Origin of the sequence: Sphingomonas sp. PvP018 (genome assembly GCF_017876865.1) — a bacterium.
Lineage (GTDB): Bacteria > Pseudomonadota > Alphaproteobacteria > Sphingomonadales > Sphingomonadaceae > Sphingomonas > Sphingomonas aerolata.
In genome coordinates this window covers 1,303,084-1,317,913 of sequence record NZ_JAGIOU010000001.1, presented here as the reverse complement: position 1 = coordinate 1,317,913, position 14,830 = coordinate 1,303,084, and the positions used below count along the sequence as shown (strand labels likewise).

At 67.5% G+C, this 14,830-nt stretch carries 17 protein-coding genes and 1 other RNA gene; 10 read left to right on the top strand and 8 right to left on the bottom strand.

The window, feature by feature from the left end; genetic code table 11:
• Window positions 1-25: 25 nt before the first annotated feature.
• From J3A66_RS05540 to J3A66_RS05530, 3 genes are all read right to left on the bottom strand, one after another.
• Entirely contained in the window at window positions 26-451 is a 426-nt protein-coding gene (locus tag J3A66_RS05540) for an MAPEG family protein (RefSeq protein WP_031396468.1), read from the bottom strand.
• 118 nt (window positions 452-569) lie between these two features.
• The gene (locus J3A66_RS05535) at window positions 570-1,631 is read right to left on the bottom strand and encodes a deoxyhypusine synthase (protein ID WP_031396469.1); all 1,062 of its coding nucleotides are present in this window, start codon (window positions 1,629-1,631) and stop codon (window positions 570-572) included.
• A gap of 132 nt (window positions 1,632-1,763) precedes the next feature.
• Entirely contained in the window at window positions 1,764-2,999 is a 1,236-nt protein-coding gene (locus J3A66_RS05530; protein WP_107045131.1) for a type III PLP-dependent enzyme, read from the bottom strand.
• Between the two features lie 137 nt (window positions 3,000-3,136).
• On the opposite strand from J3A66_RS05530, the gene J3A66_RS05525 reads away from it, so the two are divergent.
• Both J3A66_RS05525 and J3A66_RS05520 read left to right on the top strand, forming a co-directional pair.
• Window positions 3,137-4,099: a threonine/serine dehydratase gene (locus J3A66_RS05525; RefSeq protein WP_209567666.1), complete on the top strand. Its 963-nt coding sequence runs from the start codon at window positions 3,137-3,139 to the stop codon at window positions 4,097-4,099.
• On the top strand, window positions 4,096-4,275 hold the full coding sequence (locus tag J3A66_RS05520) for a hypothetical protein (protein WP_183935309.1): 180 nt from the start codon (window positions 4,096-4,098) through the stop codon (window positions 4,273-4,275). The genes J3A66_RS05525 and J3A66_RS05520 overlap by 4 nt, the downstream gene beginning before the upstream one ends.
• Before the next feature lie 144 nt (window positions 4,276-4,419).
• Here J3A66_RS05520 and J3A66_RS05515 read toward each other — a convergent pair whose 3' ends face one another.
• Window positions 4,420-5,076, bottom strand: coding sequence for an alpha/beta hydrolase (locus J3A66_RS05515; protein WP_031395613.1), 657 nt, complete (start codon window positions 5,074-5,076; stop codon window positions 4,420-4,422).
• Between the two features lie 63 nt (window positions 5,077-5,139).
• Between J3A66_RS05515 and J3A66_RS05510 the strand changes: the two genes are divergently transcribed.
• The 8 genes from J3A66_RS05510 (at window position 5,140) to J3A66_RS05475 (ending at window position 10,946) form a co-directional block, all read left to right on the top strand.
• The gene (locus tag J3A66_RS05510) at window positions 5,140-6,186 is read left to right on the top strand and encodes an aminotransferase class V-fold PLP-dependent enzyme (RefSeq protein ID WP_209567664.1); all 1,047 of its coding nucleotides are present in this window, start codon (window positions 5,140-5,142) and stop codon (window positions 6,184-6,186) included.
• Window positions 6,183-7,250: a cysteine desulfurase family protein gene (locus J3A66_RS05505; protein ID WP_209567663.1), complete on the top strand. Its 1,068-nt coding sequence runs from the start codon at window positions 6,183-6,185 to the stop codon at window positions 7,248-7,250. Before J3A66_RS05510 ends, J3A66_RS05505 begins: the two co-directional genes overlap by 4 nt.
• Window positions 7,251-7,263: 13 nt before the next feature.
• The gene (locus J3A66_RS05500; RefSeq protein WP_209567661.1) at window positions 7,264-7,569 is read left to right on the top strand and encodes a 2Fe-2S iron-sulfur cluster-binding protein; all 306 of its coding nucleotides are present in this window, start codon (window positions 7,264-7,266) and stop codon (window positions 7,567-7,569) included.
• Window positions 7,570-7,708: 139 nt separating this feature from the next.
• The gene (locus J3A66_RS05495; RefSeq protein ID WP_052380984.1) at window positions 7,709-8,059 is read left to right on the top strand and encodes a hypothetical protein; all 351 of its coding nucleotides are present in this window, start codon (window positions 7,709-7,711) and stop codon (window positions 8,057-8,059) included.
• Between the two features lie 83 nt (window positions 8,060-8,142).
• Complete coding sequence (locus J3A66_RS05490) at window positions 8,143-8,379, top strand: hypothetical protein (RefSeq protein WP_031441523.1); 237 nt, start codon at window positions 8,143-8,145, stop codon at window positions 8,377-8,379.
• A gap of 68 nt (window positions 8,380-8,447) precedes the next feature.
• Window positions 8,448-8,543, top strand: an RNA gene (gene ffs / locus J3A66_RS05485) — signal recognition particle sRNA small type.
• Between the two features lie 379 nt (window positions 8,544-8,922).
• Entirely contained in the window at window positions 8,923-10,626 is a 1,704-nt protein-coding gene (locus J3A66_RS05480) for a DNA polymerase III subunit gamma/tau (protein WP_209567659.1), read from the top strand.
• A complete protein-coding gene (locus J3A66_RS05475; RefSeq protein ID WP_031395321.1) occupies window positions 10,623-10,946 on the top strand; it encodes a YbaB/EbfC family nucleoid-associated protein in 324 nt (107 codons plus the stop codon). The genes J3A66_RS05480 and J3A66_RS05475 overlap by 4 nt, the downstream gene beginning before the upstream one ends.
• Window positions 10,947-10,973: 27 nt before the next feature.
• Here the strand turns inward: J3A66_RS05475 and mtgA are convergent, their stop codons facing one another.
• From mtgA to J3A66_RS05455, 4 genes are read right to left on the bottom strand one after another with little or no spacing between them, the layout of a single operon-like run.
• Window positions 10,974-11,645: a monofunctional biosynthetic peptidoglycan transglycosylase gene (gene mtgA / locus J3A66_RS05470; RefSeq protein WP_107045134.1), complete on the bottom strand. Its 672-nt coding sequence runs from the start codon at window positions 11,643-11,645 to the stop codon at window positions 10,974-10,976.
• A 9-nt stretch (window positions 11,646-11,654) separates the two neighbouring features.
• Entirely contained in the window at window positions 11,655-12,923 is a 1,269-nt protein-coding gene (locus J3A66_RS05465; RefSeq protein WP_209567656.1) for an NAD(P)/FAD-dependent oxidoreductase, read from the bottom strand.
• Window positions 12,924-12,927: 4 nt separating this feature from the next.
• Window positions 12,928-13,830 (bottom strand): RNA polymerase sigma factor RpoH, encoded by a 903-nt coding sequence (rpoH, locus tag J3A66_RS05460; protein ID WP_031396358.1) that lies wholly within the window; start codon window positions 13,828-13,830, stop codon window positions 12,928-12,930.
• A 52-nt stretch (window positions 13,831-13,882) separates the two neighbouring features.
• Window positions 13,883-14,830 (bottom strand): RluA family pseudouridine synthase, encoded by a 948-nt coding sequence (locus J3A66_RS05455; RefSeq protein WP_031396357.1) that lies wholly within the window; start codon window positions 14,828-14,830, stop codon window positions 13,883-13,885.

The following is a 14,830-nucleotide window of genomic DNA, read 5'->3' as shown; positions in this document are numbered from 1 at the left end:
ACACGCATCGCCGGCAATGGTCCCGTCAGAATACCGCCATCGCCGCGTGCAGCGTGAGCGCGATCAGCGCGAGGCTCGACAGCAGGAACAGGATGAACCGCGTCTGCACCCGGTTGGTCGTCGCCTGCGCGATGCTGTGCGCGACCCGCAAGCCGACATAGGCCCAGGCGATCCACGCGTTGACCCCGTCGCCGGTATGGCTGAGCGCAAGCACCGCACACACCGCGTAGAACAGCGTCGGCTGTTCCATCAGATGGTTGTAGTTATGCGCCTTCCACTGCGCACTCGCGGGCAGCGAACGGTCCGCGTCGGCGGCGCGCGTGCCGACGAGCTGGCTGAGGTCGACCCCCGCCGCCTTCATCGCGGGCAGCCGGGTCGCCAGCATCCAGAGCAGCATCACCAGCGTCCAGGCGATCAGCGCGACCATCGGCCGCAGGATCTCGCTGTGGATCAGGTCGTCATGCATGAAAAAGCCTCCCCCGGTTCCCCGGAGGAGGCTGCATCAATCACGCATCGGGAGCAATCGCAGAATCCTCCCCCTTGCAGAGGGGAGGATCAGCGCGCCCGCCTCAGGCCTTGTCGAAGCTCGCGCCCCACTTGCGGACCGGACGGTCCTTCCACAGGCCGCGGTGATACGCGTCCGACGCGAGCAGCGGCATGACCGAACCCGCTTCGGCGAACACCATCTGCTCGATGCCGGTGTTGACCTTGCCCCACGACGCCGCCTCCTGCAGCGTCGACGACGAGCACGCACCGTCGCGCACGTCGGCGACCGTGATCTGCACCGCGTACTTGTGGACCTGGACGTCGTCATGGCCGAGGATCTCGGCGCAGACGACGGTGTCCTGGATGAAGTTCTTCGGCACGCCGCCGCCGATCATCAGCAGGCCGGTGGTGCCCGCCTTGATCTTGATCTCGGTGAGCTCGCGGAAATCGGCGATCGCATCGAGGACCATGTAGGGCTTGCCCGCCTTCGCGGCATCGACCTGGTGCTTGACCAGACCGAAACCGGCCGAGCTGTCGACGAACGCCGGGCAGAAGATCGGCACGTCATGCTCGTATGCGAGCTTGACGAGGCTGTTCTCCTTCTTGCCGTGCTCGACCAGATACTTGCCCATCTCGCGGATGAACTCACGGCTCGAATAGGGGCGGGGTTCCAGCGTCTCGGCGATCTCGAAGATCGTGTGGTCGACGTGCTGGAGCTCTTCCTCGTCGATATAGGTGTCGTAGATCCGGTCGATCATCAGCGAGCGCAGCACGTCGTCGTGCGGCACCTCGAGCGCCTGATAATGCTTGTGGCCGAGGCCCTCGAAGAAATCCATGTCGACGATCGTCGCGCCGGTCGCGACGATGCCGTCGATCATGTTGTTGCGCAGCAGCTCGGCATACAGGTCCATGCAACCGCCGGCCGAGGTCGAGCCCGCGATCACGAGGAAGATCGTGCAGTCCTTGTCGGCGAGCATCTGGTTGTAGATGTCGGTCGCGCGGCCGAGGTCGCGGCTGGTGAACGACATCTTCTTCATCGCGTCGACGATCGGCCGCGCGTCGAAGCTGGTGATGTCGATATGCTCGACGGTAGTGGACAGGAGCTCAGCCTTGCGCTGCGCGTCGATGCGGGTGTCTTCGGTCATGGTCATCATCCTCAAACGTCGTCATCCCCGCGCAGGCGGGGATCCATAAACTCGGGGGCAGATGGAGCCGCGCCGATAGCGTTTATGGATTCCCGCCTGCGCGGGAATGACGGTAGAAATAATAGCTAGTGGTTACAGCGTGACGACGTTGGACGCGAGGTCCTGGTACCGTTCGTCGTACAGCGAGACCATCGGCTCGTCGGTGACGATCACCGTCTCGTCCGATCCGAACCCGTTGAACGCGGTCCGCATCGCCGAGCCGTATGCGCCGAGCATGCCGATCTCGATATAGTCGCCGGCCTGGACGTCGGCGGGCAGCAGGAACGGCCCGGCCATGTGATCCATGTCGTCGCACGTCGGACCGTAGAAGCTGAACTCCATGTCCTTGGCACGGCTGTCCGGCTCGCGGAGCAGCTCGACCGGGAAGCGCCAGCCGATATGCGCCGCATCGAACAGCGCGCCGTACGCGCCGTCATTGATGTACAGCTCGGTCCCGCGGCGCTTTTCGACGCGCACGATGATCGACGAATATTCCGCGCACAGCGCCCGCCCGGGCTCGCACCACAGCTCGGACGAATAGCTGACGGGCAGCGATTCGAACGCACGGTGGATCGTCTCGAAGAAGCGCTCGAGCGGAGGAGGCTCCATCCCCGGATAGGAAGACGGGAAGCCGCCGCCGACGTCGATCACGTCGACCGTGACCGCCGCCTCGACGATCGCCGCACGGACACGTTCCATCGCGTTCGAATAGGCTTCGGGCGTCATCGCCTGGCTGCCGACATGGAAGCAGATGCCCAGTGCGTCCGCCGCCTGGCGGGCCGCGAACAGCAGTTCCTTGGCTTCATGCGGTGCGGCACCGAACTTCGACGCGAGGCTCAGCTTCGAATGCTCGGACGACACGCGCAGCCGGACACACAGCGTCAGGTCGCTGGCTTCGCGGGTGGCGCGCACGACCTTGTCCAGCTCTTCCAGGCTGTCGAGGCTGAAGGTGCGGACACCGTGCGTGAAATACGCCTCGGCGATCGCTTCCTCGGCCTTGACCGGGTGCATGAAGCACAGGGTCGCCTCAGGCAGCGTCCGCGCGACCAGGCGCACTTCGGCGATCGACGCCACGTCGTAATGCGTGATGCCATTGTCCCACAGGATCTGCAGGAGTTCGGGAGATGGATTCGCCTTCACCGCATACATCGAGCGACCCGGGAACTTCTCGACGAAGAACCGAGCGGCGCGCGCAGCAGCGTGCGGACGAACGAGCGTGACCGGATTGACCGGGCGCCCCTTAGCGATGTCGATGCCGCCCCCGATGAGGGGAGTGTCGGCGGTCGAATGGGCTTTCGCTAACCCCAGCGCGATATGATGCTTGACCAATTCAAGGGACCTCCAATGTCCTGAGACAAATTACGAAAACACTGCCTTGCGGTTGGAAGTCCCATGGGGCAGCGGAAGCGCGATTTAGGGGCGCACGCCCCCCATGTAAATAGCATCTGCACCACAGGAGACGACGTGTGACGATTTTGCGACAGCCGACACGGGCCGGGGTCCGTGACGCGGCAGAGAAGATCGCGCGCATCCTGCCGCCGACGCCGCTGTTCGTGGCCGAAATCCGGGGGATAGCGGTCGCGTTCAAGGCGGAATCGCTGCAGCCGGTCGGCGCATTCAAGATTCGCGGCGCCTGGCACCGGCTGACCGCGATTCCCGAGGCCACCCGCTCGCGCGGCGTCGTCGCCTTCTCGTCGGGCAATCACGCGCAGGGCGTGGCGTGGGCGGCGCGGCGACTCGGCATCGCCGCGACGATCGTCATGCCGTCGGACGCCCCGCGTACGAAGCGCGATGCGACGCTGGCACTCGGCGCGGAGGTCGTCGCCTATGACCGCGCGACCGAAAGCCGCGAGGCGATCGCCGCACGGCTGGCCAAGGCGCGCGGCGCGACTTTGGTGCCCAGCTTCGACGACCCGTGGATCATCGAGGGGCAGGGCAGCGCGGGGATCGAGGCGCATGCCCAGATGGCGGCGCTCGGCCTGGGGTCGCCCAGCCGCATCGTCGTCCCGTGCGGCGGCGGCGGGCTTGCGGCGGGGGTCGCGCTCGCGGTCAAGGACGCGGCGATCACGGTGGTCGAGCCCGAGGGGTGGGACGACATGCGGCGGTCCCTCGAAGCGTCGTGGATCGAGCCGGTCGGGCCGAACCCGCCGCCGACCGCGTGCGATTCGCTCCAGACGCAGCGCGTGTCGCCGCTGACCTTCGACGTCCTGTCGCGCCGCGATGCGACCGGCGTCGCGGTCAGCGAAGCGGAGACCGCGGCGGCGCAGCGCTGGGCGGCGGAGCGGCTGCGGCTGGTGATCGAACCCGGCGGCGCGGTCGCGCTCGCGGCGCTGCTGGCGGGCAAGGTGCATCCCGAACCCGGGCTGCTCGTCATCCTGTCAGGCGGCAATGTCGACCGCGCCGCCTATGCCGCGGTGCTCGCAGCATGACCGCCGCACTGACCGGCATCGCCGCCGCCGCGCCCGCCATCGCCATGCTCGGCATGTTCGCCTGCCTGATCGGCGGCATCACGCTGATCGTGAAGAACCACGACCGCCGCAAAGGCATACTCATGCTCGTGATGGCCGCAGTCCTGCTAGCCAACGTAGCAATCTGGACCCTCTAACCCCTCTCCCCCCGGGGAGAGGGAGGGGCCCGCCGCGCAGCGGCGGGAGGGTGAGGGCACGTCGTGAAGCGCAACGCTCCCCCAACGTGCCCTCATCCGGCGCTAACGCGCCACCTTCTCCCCCGAGGGGAGAAGGGCAGAGGATCACCGAATGGGGCTGTTAGGATCCAGCCGCATGTCGAGATACTTGTCCACCGACCCCATCAGCTCGGGCATCTCGTGCTCGAAGAAGTGGTTCGCCTTCGGGATCGTGTCGTGATGGATCGTGATGTGCTTCTGCGTGCGCAGCTTGTCGACCAGCTTCTGCGTCGCCCCCGGCGTCGCGACCTCGTCGCCCTCGCCCTGGATGATGATCCCGCTCGACGGGCAGGGGGCGAGGAAGGTGAAGTCGTACAGATTGGCCGGCGGCGCGATCGAGATGAAGCCGCGGATCTCCGGCCGGCGCATCAGCAGCTGCATGCCGATCCACGCACCGAAGCTGACGCCCGCGATCCACGTCGTCTGCGCCTCGGGATGGAAGCTCTGCACCCAGTCGAGCGCGCTCGCCGCATCGGAAAGCTCGCCGACGCCGTTGTCGAACACGCCCTGGCTCTTGCCGACCCCGCGGAAGTTGAACCGCAGCGTCGCAAAGCCGCGCCGCTGGAAGGTCTTGTAGAGCTGCTGCACGATCGCGTTGTTCATCGTGCCGCCCGCCGACGGGTGCGGGTGGAGGATCATCGCAACGGGCGCGCGCGGGCGCGGACCCGGCGCAAAACGACCTTCGAGACGGCCTTCGGGACCGGGAAAAATGACTTCTGGCATGGGCACTCGCGAGCTGGGATACGCACTCGGGTGGAGTGCCGGACGATGCGCGCTATATAGGTAATGCACCCCTTTTCGCAATTGGAACCGACCCTGTCCCGTAACGAACCCCGCATCTACCTCGATCACGCCGCCACCACGCCGATGCGTCCGGAGGCCGTCGCGGCGGTGATGGAGGGCATGGCGCGCTGGGCAAACCCGTCCTCGCCGCATGCCGAGGGACGCGCGGCACGGGCCGCGCTGGAGGATGCGCGGCGGCGGGTCGCGCAGGCGCTCGACTGGCCGCACCACGTGATCCTGACCAGCGGCGCGAGCGAATCCGCAAGCCTCGCGCTGCGCGGCCGGCCGGGCATCGGCGTCGCCGCGGTCGAGCATGACGCGGTCCTGCGCGCGGCGGACCGCCCGGTCATGCTCGATGTCGATGCGGGCGGTCTCGTCAGGACCGAGGGGCGGGACTGGACCGCCCTCCAGTCCGCCAACAGCGAAACCGGCGTCCTCCAGCCCGCAACCGCCAGCCCGCGCATCGCCGACTGCGCGCAGACCGCCGGCAAGCTCCCGCTCCCCGACGCCGACCTCATCATCGTCTCCGCGCACAAGCTCGGCGGTCCGCCCGGGATCGGCGCGCTGCTCGTCCGCGACCTCGGCCTGCTCGATCCGACCGGCGGGCAGGAGCGCGGCTATCGCGGCGGGACCGAGAATCTCCCCGGCGCGCTCGGCTTCGCCGCCGCACTCGAGGCCCCGCGCGACTGGTTCGCGCCGCTGGCCGAGCTGCGCGCCGAACTCGACGCCGCGATCCTCGCAAACGGCGGCGAGATCGTCGCGCAGGCCAGCCCCCGCATCCCGACCATCGCCTCCTACCGGATGCCCGGCGTCGGCGCGGCGGCGCAGCTGATCCGCCTCGACATGGCCGGGTTCGCGGTCTCGGCGGGCAGCGCCTGTTCGTCGGGCAGCATGCGGCCGAGCCACGTCCTCGCCGCAATGGGCTATCCCGCCGACGCCGCCGCACAGGTCGTTCGCGTCAGCTTCGGCTGGACCACCACTGCCGACGACGTCGCGCGCTTCGCCGAGGCCTGGACGCGCATCGCCCGCGACATCAGGGCGGCGGCATGAGCTATCTCGACTATCAGGCGACCACCCCGCTCGCGCCCGAGGCGCTCGCCGCGATGCTCCCCTGGCTCGAATCGCAGCACGCCAACCCGCATTCGCCCCACCGCGAAGGCCGCCGCGCGAAGGCCGCCGTCGAATTCGCGCGCGATCAGGTCGCGGCGCTGCTTCCCCCCGGCGGTCGCGTCGCCTTCACCAGCGGCGCGACCGAGGCGCTGAACTGGGCGATCAAGGGCACATCCGGGCCCATCACGACGCTCGCCACCGAACACGCCGCCGTGCTCGACACCGCGGCGGCGGAAACAGCGCAGGGGCGCGACGTGACGATCCTGCCGGTCGGCGCGGACGGCATCGTCGACGGCATCCCAACTCACCCCGGCCTCGTCGCCACGATGCTCGTCAACAACGAGATCGGCGTGATCCAGCCGATCGCCGCGCTTGCCGAGGCCGCGCACGCCGCCGGCGCGCTGCTGCTGTGCGACGCGGTGCAAGGCTATGGCCGCGTAGCGATCCCCGACACCGTCGACCTGATCGCGATCTCCGCGCACAAGATCCACGGCCCCAAGGGCATCGGTGCGCTGTGGATCCGCGACGGCGTCACGCTCGCCCCGCTGCTGCACGGCGGCGGGCAGGAGGCACCCGGCCGTTCGGGCACGCTGTCGCCCGCACTATGCGCCGGCTTCGGCGTCGCCGCGCAGCTGATGGCCGACCGCAAGGACCAGGACGCCGCGCATGTCGACCGCCTCTGGTCGCTCGCCCGCGACCGGCTCGGCCCCGGCTGGATGATCAACGGCGCCACCGACCCGCGCTATCACGGCAATCTCAACATCCGCCGCGAGGGGCTCGACGTGAACCGGCTGATGTCCGACCTGCGCGACATCGCCTTTTCCGCAGGGTCCGCCTGTGCGAGCGGGTCGGGGCGGTCGAGCCACGTCCTGCGCGCGATCGGCCTGAGCGAGACCCAGGCCCGGTCGAGCATCCGCCTCGGCTTCGGCCGCTACACCACCGAAACAGAGCTCGCCGCCGCGATCGACGCGATCGCGGCCGCGGCGGAAGGGCAATGGCCATGATCGTCCGCTTCCCATGATCGTCCACTTCATCGCCCGCGACGGCAGCATGCGCAGCGTCGCCGCCACCCCCGGCGACCGGCTGCTCGACGCCGCCCAGGCGGACGGCCAGCCGCTCGAGGGCACGTGCGAGGGCCAGCTTGCCTGCGCGACCTGCCATGTCATCGTCGACGCCGCCGACGTCGCCCGGTTGCCGCCGGCGAGCGCGGACGAGGAGGACATGCTCGATCTCGCCCCCGACGCGACCCGGACGAGCCGGCTCGCCTGCCAGATCCGCCTGACCGAGGCGCTCAACGGACTGACGGTGCGCATCCCCGGCTGACCGTCCGGACGAACCTTACAGAATGACAACGGCCGGTTCAGCGTCGAGCCACGGCGGTTCGGCGATCAAGCCTCCACCGCCCCAGTATACGGGGCATTGATACAGCCCCGCTGTCCGGGGCTCGAGTGGAGTAGCTCTCATGAGGATCATCGCTTTCTTCGCCGCCGGCGCCCTGGCCGCCGGTACCCTGGTCGCAGCGGCCCCCGCGGACGCACAGCGTTACGGCTGGGACGGGCCGCGCGGCGGCGGGCATCATGACCGCGGCTGGCATGGCCCCCGCCATCGCTATGACGGCTATCGGGATGGCGGTTACCGGGGCGGCTACCGGGGCGGGTACCGGGATGGATATCGCGGCGGCTATCGCGGGCACCACGGCGGCTATCGCGCGCATTACGGCTATGGCGGGCCGCGTGGCTATGGCCGCTCGCGCGTCGTGTGCCGCATCCAGCGCGGCTATTACGGCCCGGTTCGCCGCTGTTTCCGTCGTTGATACGGAACCGTAATGAGGTGGCGCGAGTTTGCTAACATAGGTTATGGGATTCACGCGAATCCAGACCGCTCGGGAGACTTTCCATGAAGTTGTTTACCCTCGCCGCCGCCGGTCTCGTTGCGCTCACCGGCCTCGCGCCCGTCGGCTTCGCCGCCGAGGCATCCGCGCAGCGCACCGTCGTCCATGAGCGGACCGTCGTCCGTCACAACGACAACCGCCCCGGCGTCCGTCATCGTACGCGCACGCGTCAGGTCTGCCGCAACGTGGTCCGCAACCATCATCGCCAGCGCGTCTGCCGCACGGTCCGCGTCAACCGCTAAGAACGGGCCTTCCCTGGGTCAGGCCGTAAAGCGGCTTGATCATCCCGTCCGACCCCGCCATATGCGCAGCGGGAGTCGGGCGGACGGGGTCGTCGCCAACTTGGTCAGATCCGGAAGGAAGCAGCCACAACGATTTCGCCCCGGGTCGTCCCGGCTCCCACCGCAAACATTTGCAGGCAAATGTTCGCGCGGCCAGCGGCGCGAAGCGCCGTCTGACGACACGGCTCAGCCGTGGCGCGCTTACCTCCCTACCAAGCCCCTGATTCCAAACAGCTTCCACAAAGACGTTCCCGAAACGTTCCATTTCGCTGTAAACCTGCCCGCGTTTGTGGTACGCCGCACCATGGCCCAGATCGCTCCCAGTTCCGGCCCCCGACACGCCGTCCCGAACGGCCGCACCCCGACCTCGGGCTGCACCGCGGCGAGGCTCAGTGTCGACCCGACACCCAATGTTGAATCGCGCTATCGTCTCAACATTCGCAACATTCGCGGTCCCGGCCATGCCCTTCGACACCGGACGCGACAGCCGCTATGACGACCGCAATGTCAGATTCCTTCGACCTGGGCGAACCGCCGCAGCCGGCTGCTAAGGCGGATGTCGCGTACCGCGTGCTCGCGCGCAAATATCGTCCGCAGACCTTTTCCGAGCTGATCGGGCAGGACGCGATGGTCCAGACGCTCGGCAACGCGATCAAGCGCGACAGGCTGGCGCATGCGTTCCTGATGACCGGGGTGCGCGGGGTCGGCAAGACGTCGACCGCGCGCCTGATCGCCAAGGCACTCAACTGCATCGGTCCGGACGGGCAGGGCGGTCCGACGATCGACCCGTGCGGCGTCTGCGAACCCTGCCGCGCGATCGCGGAGGGCCGCCATATCGACGTGATCGAGATGGACGCCGCGAGCCATACCGGTGTCGACGACGTCCGCGAGATCATCGACGCCTCGCGCTATTCGGCGGTCACCGCGCGCTTCAAGATCTACATCATCGACGAAGTCCACATGCTGTCGAAGAACGCGTTCAACGCGCTGCTGAAGACGCTGGAGGAACCGCCCGCGCATGTAAAGTTCCTGTTCGCGACGACCGAAGTGAACAAGGTGCCGGTGACGGTCCTGTCGCGCTGCCAGCGCTTCGACCTGCGCCGCATCTCCGCCGAACAGCTTGCCAGGCACTTCGCCTGGGTGTCGACCGAGGAAGGCGTCGTCGCCGAGCCCGAGGCGCTGATGCTGATCGCGCGCGCCGCCGAAGGGTCCGCGCGCGACGGCCTGTCGATTCTCGACCAGGCGATCGCGCATGCCGGGCTCGAAGGCGGCGGCGTCACCGCGGACGCGGTGCGGCAGATGCTCGGCCTGTCCGATCGCGGCGCGGTGCGCGACCTGCTCGCCCTGATCCTGGCGGGCGACGGGGCGGGGGCGCTCGCCTCGTTGCGGCGGCAATATGACTATGGCGTCGATCCGCTGTCGGTGCTCCGGTCGCTGCTCGAAACCGTTCACGGCATCACGCTGACCAAGGTCGGGACGCCGGCCGACGCCGCACAGCCCGCGGAGGAGCGCGCCGCGCGCGAGGAGTGGGCCGCCAACCTGTCCTACCCCGCGCTGCACCGCCTCTGGCAGCTGTTCCTCAAGGGCCATGACGAGGTCGCCAAGGCAGTCCTGCCGATCGAGGCGGCGGAAATGGCGCTGCTGCGGACGATCTACGCGTCGACGCTGCCCGATCCCGGTGAACTCGCGCGGCAGCTCGCCGGCAGTCCGGCACCCGCTGCGCCCGCCGCCGCGTCGACACAGGCGCCTCCTCCTGCTCCCGCATCCTCCGGCGAGGCGCCGCCCTGGGCCGGGGCGGGGGCGCCCGCCGCGCCGGCACCCGTCGACACCGGACCGATCCTGCCGCCGACCTTCGCGGCTCTGGTCGATCTGCTCGACGACTCGGGCGGGCTGGCGATCGCCGCGCGGCTGCGACACGGTGCGCGGATCGTCTCCTATGCGCCGCCCGAATTCTCGCTCAGCGGCAGCCGGCCGGTCTCGGCCGACACCCTGGCCGAACTCGGCACGCTGCTGAAGTCGGTCACGCGGACTGCCTGGAAGGTGTCGATCGTCGACGCGCCGGGCGAACCGACGCTGCGCGAGGCGCAGGACGCCGCCGACGAGGCGGTGAAGCAGGCCATTCTCGAATCCCCCATCATGAAGGCCGCGGTGGCAGCGTTTCCCGACGCCAAGCTTGAATCGTGGCCGGGTCAAAGGAGCAACGCATGAAGAATATCGACGAAATCCTCGCCATGGCGCAGAACGTCCAGACCGAGCTCGAAAAGGCGCAGGCCAATCTCGACACGATCGAGGTCGAGGGCGCGTCGGGCGGCGGGCTGGTCAAGGTCAAGGCGTCCGCCAAGGGCCGGATCATCGGCATCGCGATCGACGATTCGCTGATGCAGGTCGGCGAGAAGCAGATGCTCGAGGATCTGCTGACCGCCGCCTTCAACGATGCCCGCGCCAAGGCCGATGCGGTCTCGGGTACCGAAATGTCCAAGATGACCAGCGGCCTGCAGCTCCCGCCGGGCTTCAAGCTGCCGTTCTGATCTGCCGGGTGCGGCGGCTGCCGGCCCCTAGCGGAGGCAGCCGTCGAGCCCCTGGGTGCGGACCGTCGAGACGCGGCGCGACAGCGTGTTGCCGTGGCGGCGGACGAAACCGCGCGGCGCGATCGCCGCCCGCTTCTTGGGCAGCGGCAACACCGCCGCGATCCGCCCCGCCTCGGTCGCCGACAGCCGCGACGCATCATGGTTGAAATACCGGATCGCCCCGGCATTGGCGCCATAGGTGCCGATCCCGGTCTCGGCGATGTTGAGATACACCTCCATGATCCGCCGCTTCGGCCACAGCGTCTCGATCAGCACGGTGAAATACGCCTCGAACGCCTTGCGGACATAGCCGCCGCCCTGGAACAGGAACGCGTTCTTCGCCGTCTGCTGGCTGATCGTCGACCCGCCACGGATCCGTCCGCCCTGCGCATTGCGCGCCGCAGCCCCGGCGATCGCCTTGAAGTCGAAGCCGCTGTGCGAACAGAACCCCGAATCCTCGCCCGCAATCGCGGCGCGCGCCATGTCGGGATCCATCTCCGACAACGGCATCCAGTCCTTCGTCACCGTATGCCCGGACAGCAGGTCGCCCATCATCGTGAACGTGAAGGGCGGCGGGACGAACCGGTACAGGCCGACCCAGGCGACCGTCACGACGACGAAGACGAACGCGAATTTGGCGAGGATGCGGATAAGGCCCATCGCCGCTCCTTATGCGATCGCCGCGCCCCCGCCAATGATCGCCCGCGCCGCCGCGACGCCGGTTTCATATGCGCCGTGGGCGGTGGAGAAATCCTCGCGGTGGCAGGCTTCGCCGGCGAAGAAGATCCGGCCGTCGACCGGCGCGGCGAGTATCGCGCGCTGGCCCGCGCACCCAATCCGCGCATGGCTATAGCTGCCACCGATCCAAGGTTCTTGGCGCCAGCGGGTTGCGACAAGCGGCGTGAAGCGGCGGCGCCAGTCGCTGCCGAGCAGGGCGACGAGTTCGTCGATCGCGAACGCCGCGGCGTCGCCATCCTCCAGCATCTCCGCGCAGTCGCCGCCGAAGAAACTCTCGATGATCGGCCAGCCGAACGGCGACAGGCGGTGGCTGGCGGTGCAGGCGGCATAGGGGTTACCGACGAGATGCGCATTCGCTGGCCATTCCGGTCGATCGACATGCAGGAACACCTTGTCGGCCAATCCGAGCGGGAGGTCGGCGGCGGCGGCATGCTTGTCAGGCAAGGGCGGGTCGAACCTGATCTGCGATCGGGCAAGCACGGTGGTGGGCACGCAGACGATGACATGATCCGCGTCGATAGTCCCGGACGGCGTGTCGAGCCTGATCCGCTGACCGCCATGGTCGATACGGGTGACCGGCGTAGTGAGGCGGATCGGCACACCGACAGCGTGGCTGGCGACCAGCGTGCCATAGCCTTGCTTCACGGTCCAATTATCGTCCGACGCCGCATTTTCATACGCGGCCCAGTCATGGAGCGACACCTGCGACAGGCTGGCGCCATTCGCATAGCCTGAGATTGCCTCGATCCTCGGCCGCCATTCATCGTGAGCGTCGACAAAGTCGGACAGCGGGCGGTCGGGACCGTCGACTGCCGCCAATGCGCGGGCGTTCCATTCCTGAAAGGCGGTAGACGAAGACGCCTGCTCTTCGGGTGAAAAACTGAGGTTACGCCATTGCGTGCGCCAGTTCGCGTCCGACCGGTCGACGCTGAGACCCGAAAGCTCCGCAATCGCGGTCCATGGGTTGCGCTGCGCAGAGTGGAGCCACCCGCAACCGGCATCGACATTAGACCCCGCAGGAAAAGGATTCGCCTCTGCCTTACCGCCCTCGCGGCTCAATAACGCGTCTATCGAAAGACTATGCGCCCGACCACCAAGGCGGTCGCTCGCCTCGACCAGCAGCACATCGTGCGCGGCGTCACGGAGCGTCCTCGCCGCCGCAATACCGGCCGCACCGCCGCCAATGACGACGGTGCGCACGGCGTCAGGCGGCGAGCAGGCGCTTTTCGCCAGCGATGCGCATCATAGCCTTTTGCAGCTTCTCGAACGCGCGAACTTCGATCTGGCGGACCCGCTCGCGCGATACGCCGTAGACCTGCGACAATTCCTCGAGCGTCTTGGGATCGTCGGTCAGGCGGCGTTCGGTGAGGATATGCTGCTCGCGATCATTCAGGTCGTCCATCGCGGAAACCAGCATCGAGTGACGGACATCGGCCTCCTGTGCGTCGGCGACGATCTTGTCCTGGAGCGGTGCGTCGTCCTGCAGCCAATCCTGCCACTGGCCTTCGCCGTCCTCGCGCATCGGCACGTTGAGCGAGGTGTCACCGCCCATCGCCATGCGGCGGTTCATGCTGACGACGTCTGTCTCGGCGACACCGAGATCGGTGGCGATCTTCGTCACGTGCTCGGGGCGCAGATCACCGTCCTCGAACGCGTCGAGGCGGCTCTTCATCCGGCGCAGATTGAAGAACAGCTTTTTCTGCGCTGCAGTGGTGCCCATCTTCACGAGCGACCAGCTGCGCAGGATATATTCCTGGATCGACGCGCGGATCCACCACATCGCATAAGTCGCGAGGCGGAAGCCACGCTCGGGCTCGAATTTCTTCACGCCCTGCATCAGGCCGATATTGCCTTCCGAAATCAGCTCGGAGGTGGGCAGGCCGTAACCACGATAGCCCATGGCGATCTTGGCCACGAGACGGAGATGCGACGTCACCAGCTGCGCCGCAGCATCGGTGTCGCCATGCTCCTGGAACCGCTTGGCGAGCATATATTCCTGCTCAGGTTGCAGGATAGGGAATTTCTTGATCTCAGCGAGATAGCGGTTGAGACCCGCCTCGCTGCCGAGCGCAGGTATCGTCGCTGGAACGTTGGAGCGGGCTGCCATGGTAGTCTTCCCTTTCTGCGAAACCATACCGCACTGCGGCAGGGTTCGATATCTATACGTGAAGCTCGCTGAACAGTTCCTGCATGTCCGCAGGCATCCTGCTTTCGAACGCCAAAGCGTTACTATTTATAGGATGGATGAACCCGAGATACGCGGCGTGCAAGGCCTGACGGCGGAAACCAAGCGTTTCGAGCAGCGTCTTCTGACCGGGCCGGTTTCTACCGTAGACCGGGTCGCCGAGCAAGGCGTGCCCGATCGAGGCCATGTGGACGCGCACCTGATGCGTGCGACCCGTTTCGAGCCGGCACTCGACCAGCGCGGCATCGCGAAGCGGTTGCAGCGTCGTGAAGTGCGTGACGGCGCGTTTGCCGCCCTGAACGATCGCGATCTTCTTCCGGTTTTGCGGACTGCGCGCCAGCGGGGCATCGACGGTTCCTGAGGAAGGGCGCGGGATCCCGCCGACGATCGCGCGGTAGCGGCGATCGATGCTGTGATCGTGGAACTGCTTGGCCAGTCCCTCATGCGCGCGGTCGCTCTTCGCGGCGATCATCAACCCGGAGGTATCCTTGTCGATCCGGTGGACGATGCCCGGACGCGCGACCCCACCGATCCCCGACAGATTGCCTGCGCAATGGTGAAGCAGCGCGTTGACGAGCGTGCCGTCGAAATTGCCTGCTGCAGGATGCACGACCAGACCCGCCTGCTTGTCAACGACGATCAGATGTTCGTCTTCATAGGCGATGACGAGCGGGATGTCCTGCGCCTCGTTATGCAGCGGCGTCGGCGGGGGGACGGCGATCGCGAAGGTCTGACCGGCTGACGCTTTTTTCGACGAATCACGCCAGGGCTGACCTGCCTGCGATACCGCGCCAGCGGCGATCAACGTCTTCAGACGTTCGCGCGACATCGTCGGGACGGCATCCGCGAGCGCCCGGTCGAGACGCCATCCATCGGCCGCCGCGGCGATTCTCGCTTCAATCGTGGCAACCCCCCGGTCCAT

What these genes read in the sequence shown, in the direction of transcription:
- J3A66_RS05480 (WP_209567659.1), top strand. Translation starts at nt 8,923, where the DNA reads ATGTCAGATTCCTTCGACCTGGGCGAACCGCCGCAGCCGGCTGCTAAG.
- J3A66_RS05520 (WP_183935309.1), top strand. Translation starts at nt 4,096, where the DNA reads ATGACCGCCGCACTGACCGGCATCGCCGCCGCCGCGCCCGCCATCGCC.
- J3A66_RS05510 (WP_209567664.1), top strand. Translation starts at nt 5,140, where the DNA reads ATGCACCCCTTTTCGCAATTGGAACCGACCCTGTCCCGTAACGAACCC.
- rpoH (WP_031396358.1), bottom strand. Translation starts at nt 13,830, where the DNA reads ATGGCAGCCCGCTCCAACGTTCCAGCGACGATACCTGCGCTCGGCAGC.
- J3A66_RS05455 (WP_031396357.1), bottom strand. Translation starts at nt 14,830, where the DNA reads ATGGACCGGGGGGTTGCCACGATTGAAGCGAGAATCGCCGCGGCGGCC.
- J3A66_RS05500 (WP_209567661.1), top strand. Translation starts at nt 7,264, where the DNA reads ATGATCGTCCACTTCATCGCCCGCGACGGCAGCATGCGCAGCGTCGCC.
- J3A66_RS05475 (WP_031395321.1), top strand. Translation starts at nt 10,623, where the DNA reads ATGAAGAATATCGACGAAATCCTCGCCATGGCGCAGAACGTCCAGACC.
- J3A66_RS05495 (WP_052380984.1), top strand. Translation starts at nt 7,709, where the DNA reads ATGAGGATCATCGCTTTCTTCGCCGCCGGCGCCCTGGCCGCCGGTACC.
- J3A66_RS05505 (WP_209567663.1), top strand. Translation starts at nt 6,183, where the DNA reads ATGAGCTATCTCGACTATCAGGCGACCACCCCGCTCGCGCCCGAGGCG.
- J3A66_RS05515 (WP_031395613.1), bottom strand. Translation starts at nt 5,076, where the DNA reads ATGCCAGAAGTCATTTTTCCCGGTCCCGAAGGCCGTCTCGAAGGTCGT.
- J3A66_RS05490 (WP_031441523.1), top strand. Translation starts at nt 8,143, where the DNA reads ATGAAGTTGTTTACCCTCGCCGCCGCCGGTCTCGTTGCGCTCACCGGC.
- mtgA (WP_107045134.1), bottom strand. Translation starts at nt 11,645, where the DNA reads ATGGGCCTTATCCGCATCCTCGCCAAATTCGCGTTCGTCTTCGTCGTC.
- J3A66_RS05535 (WP_031396469.1), bottom strand. Translation starts at nt 1,631, where the DNA reads ATGACCGAAGACACCCGCATCGACGCGCAGCGCAAGGCTGAGCTCCTG.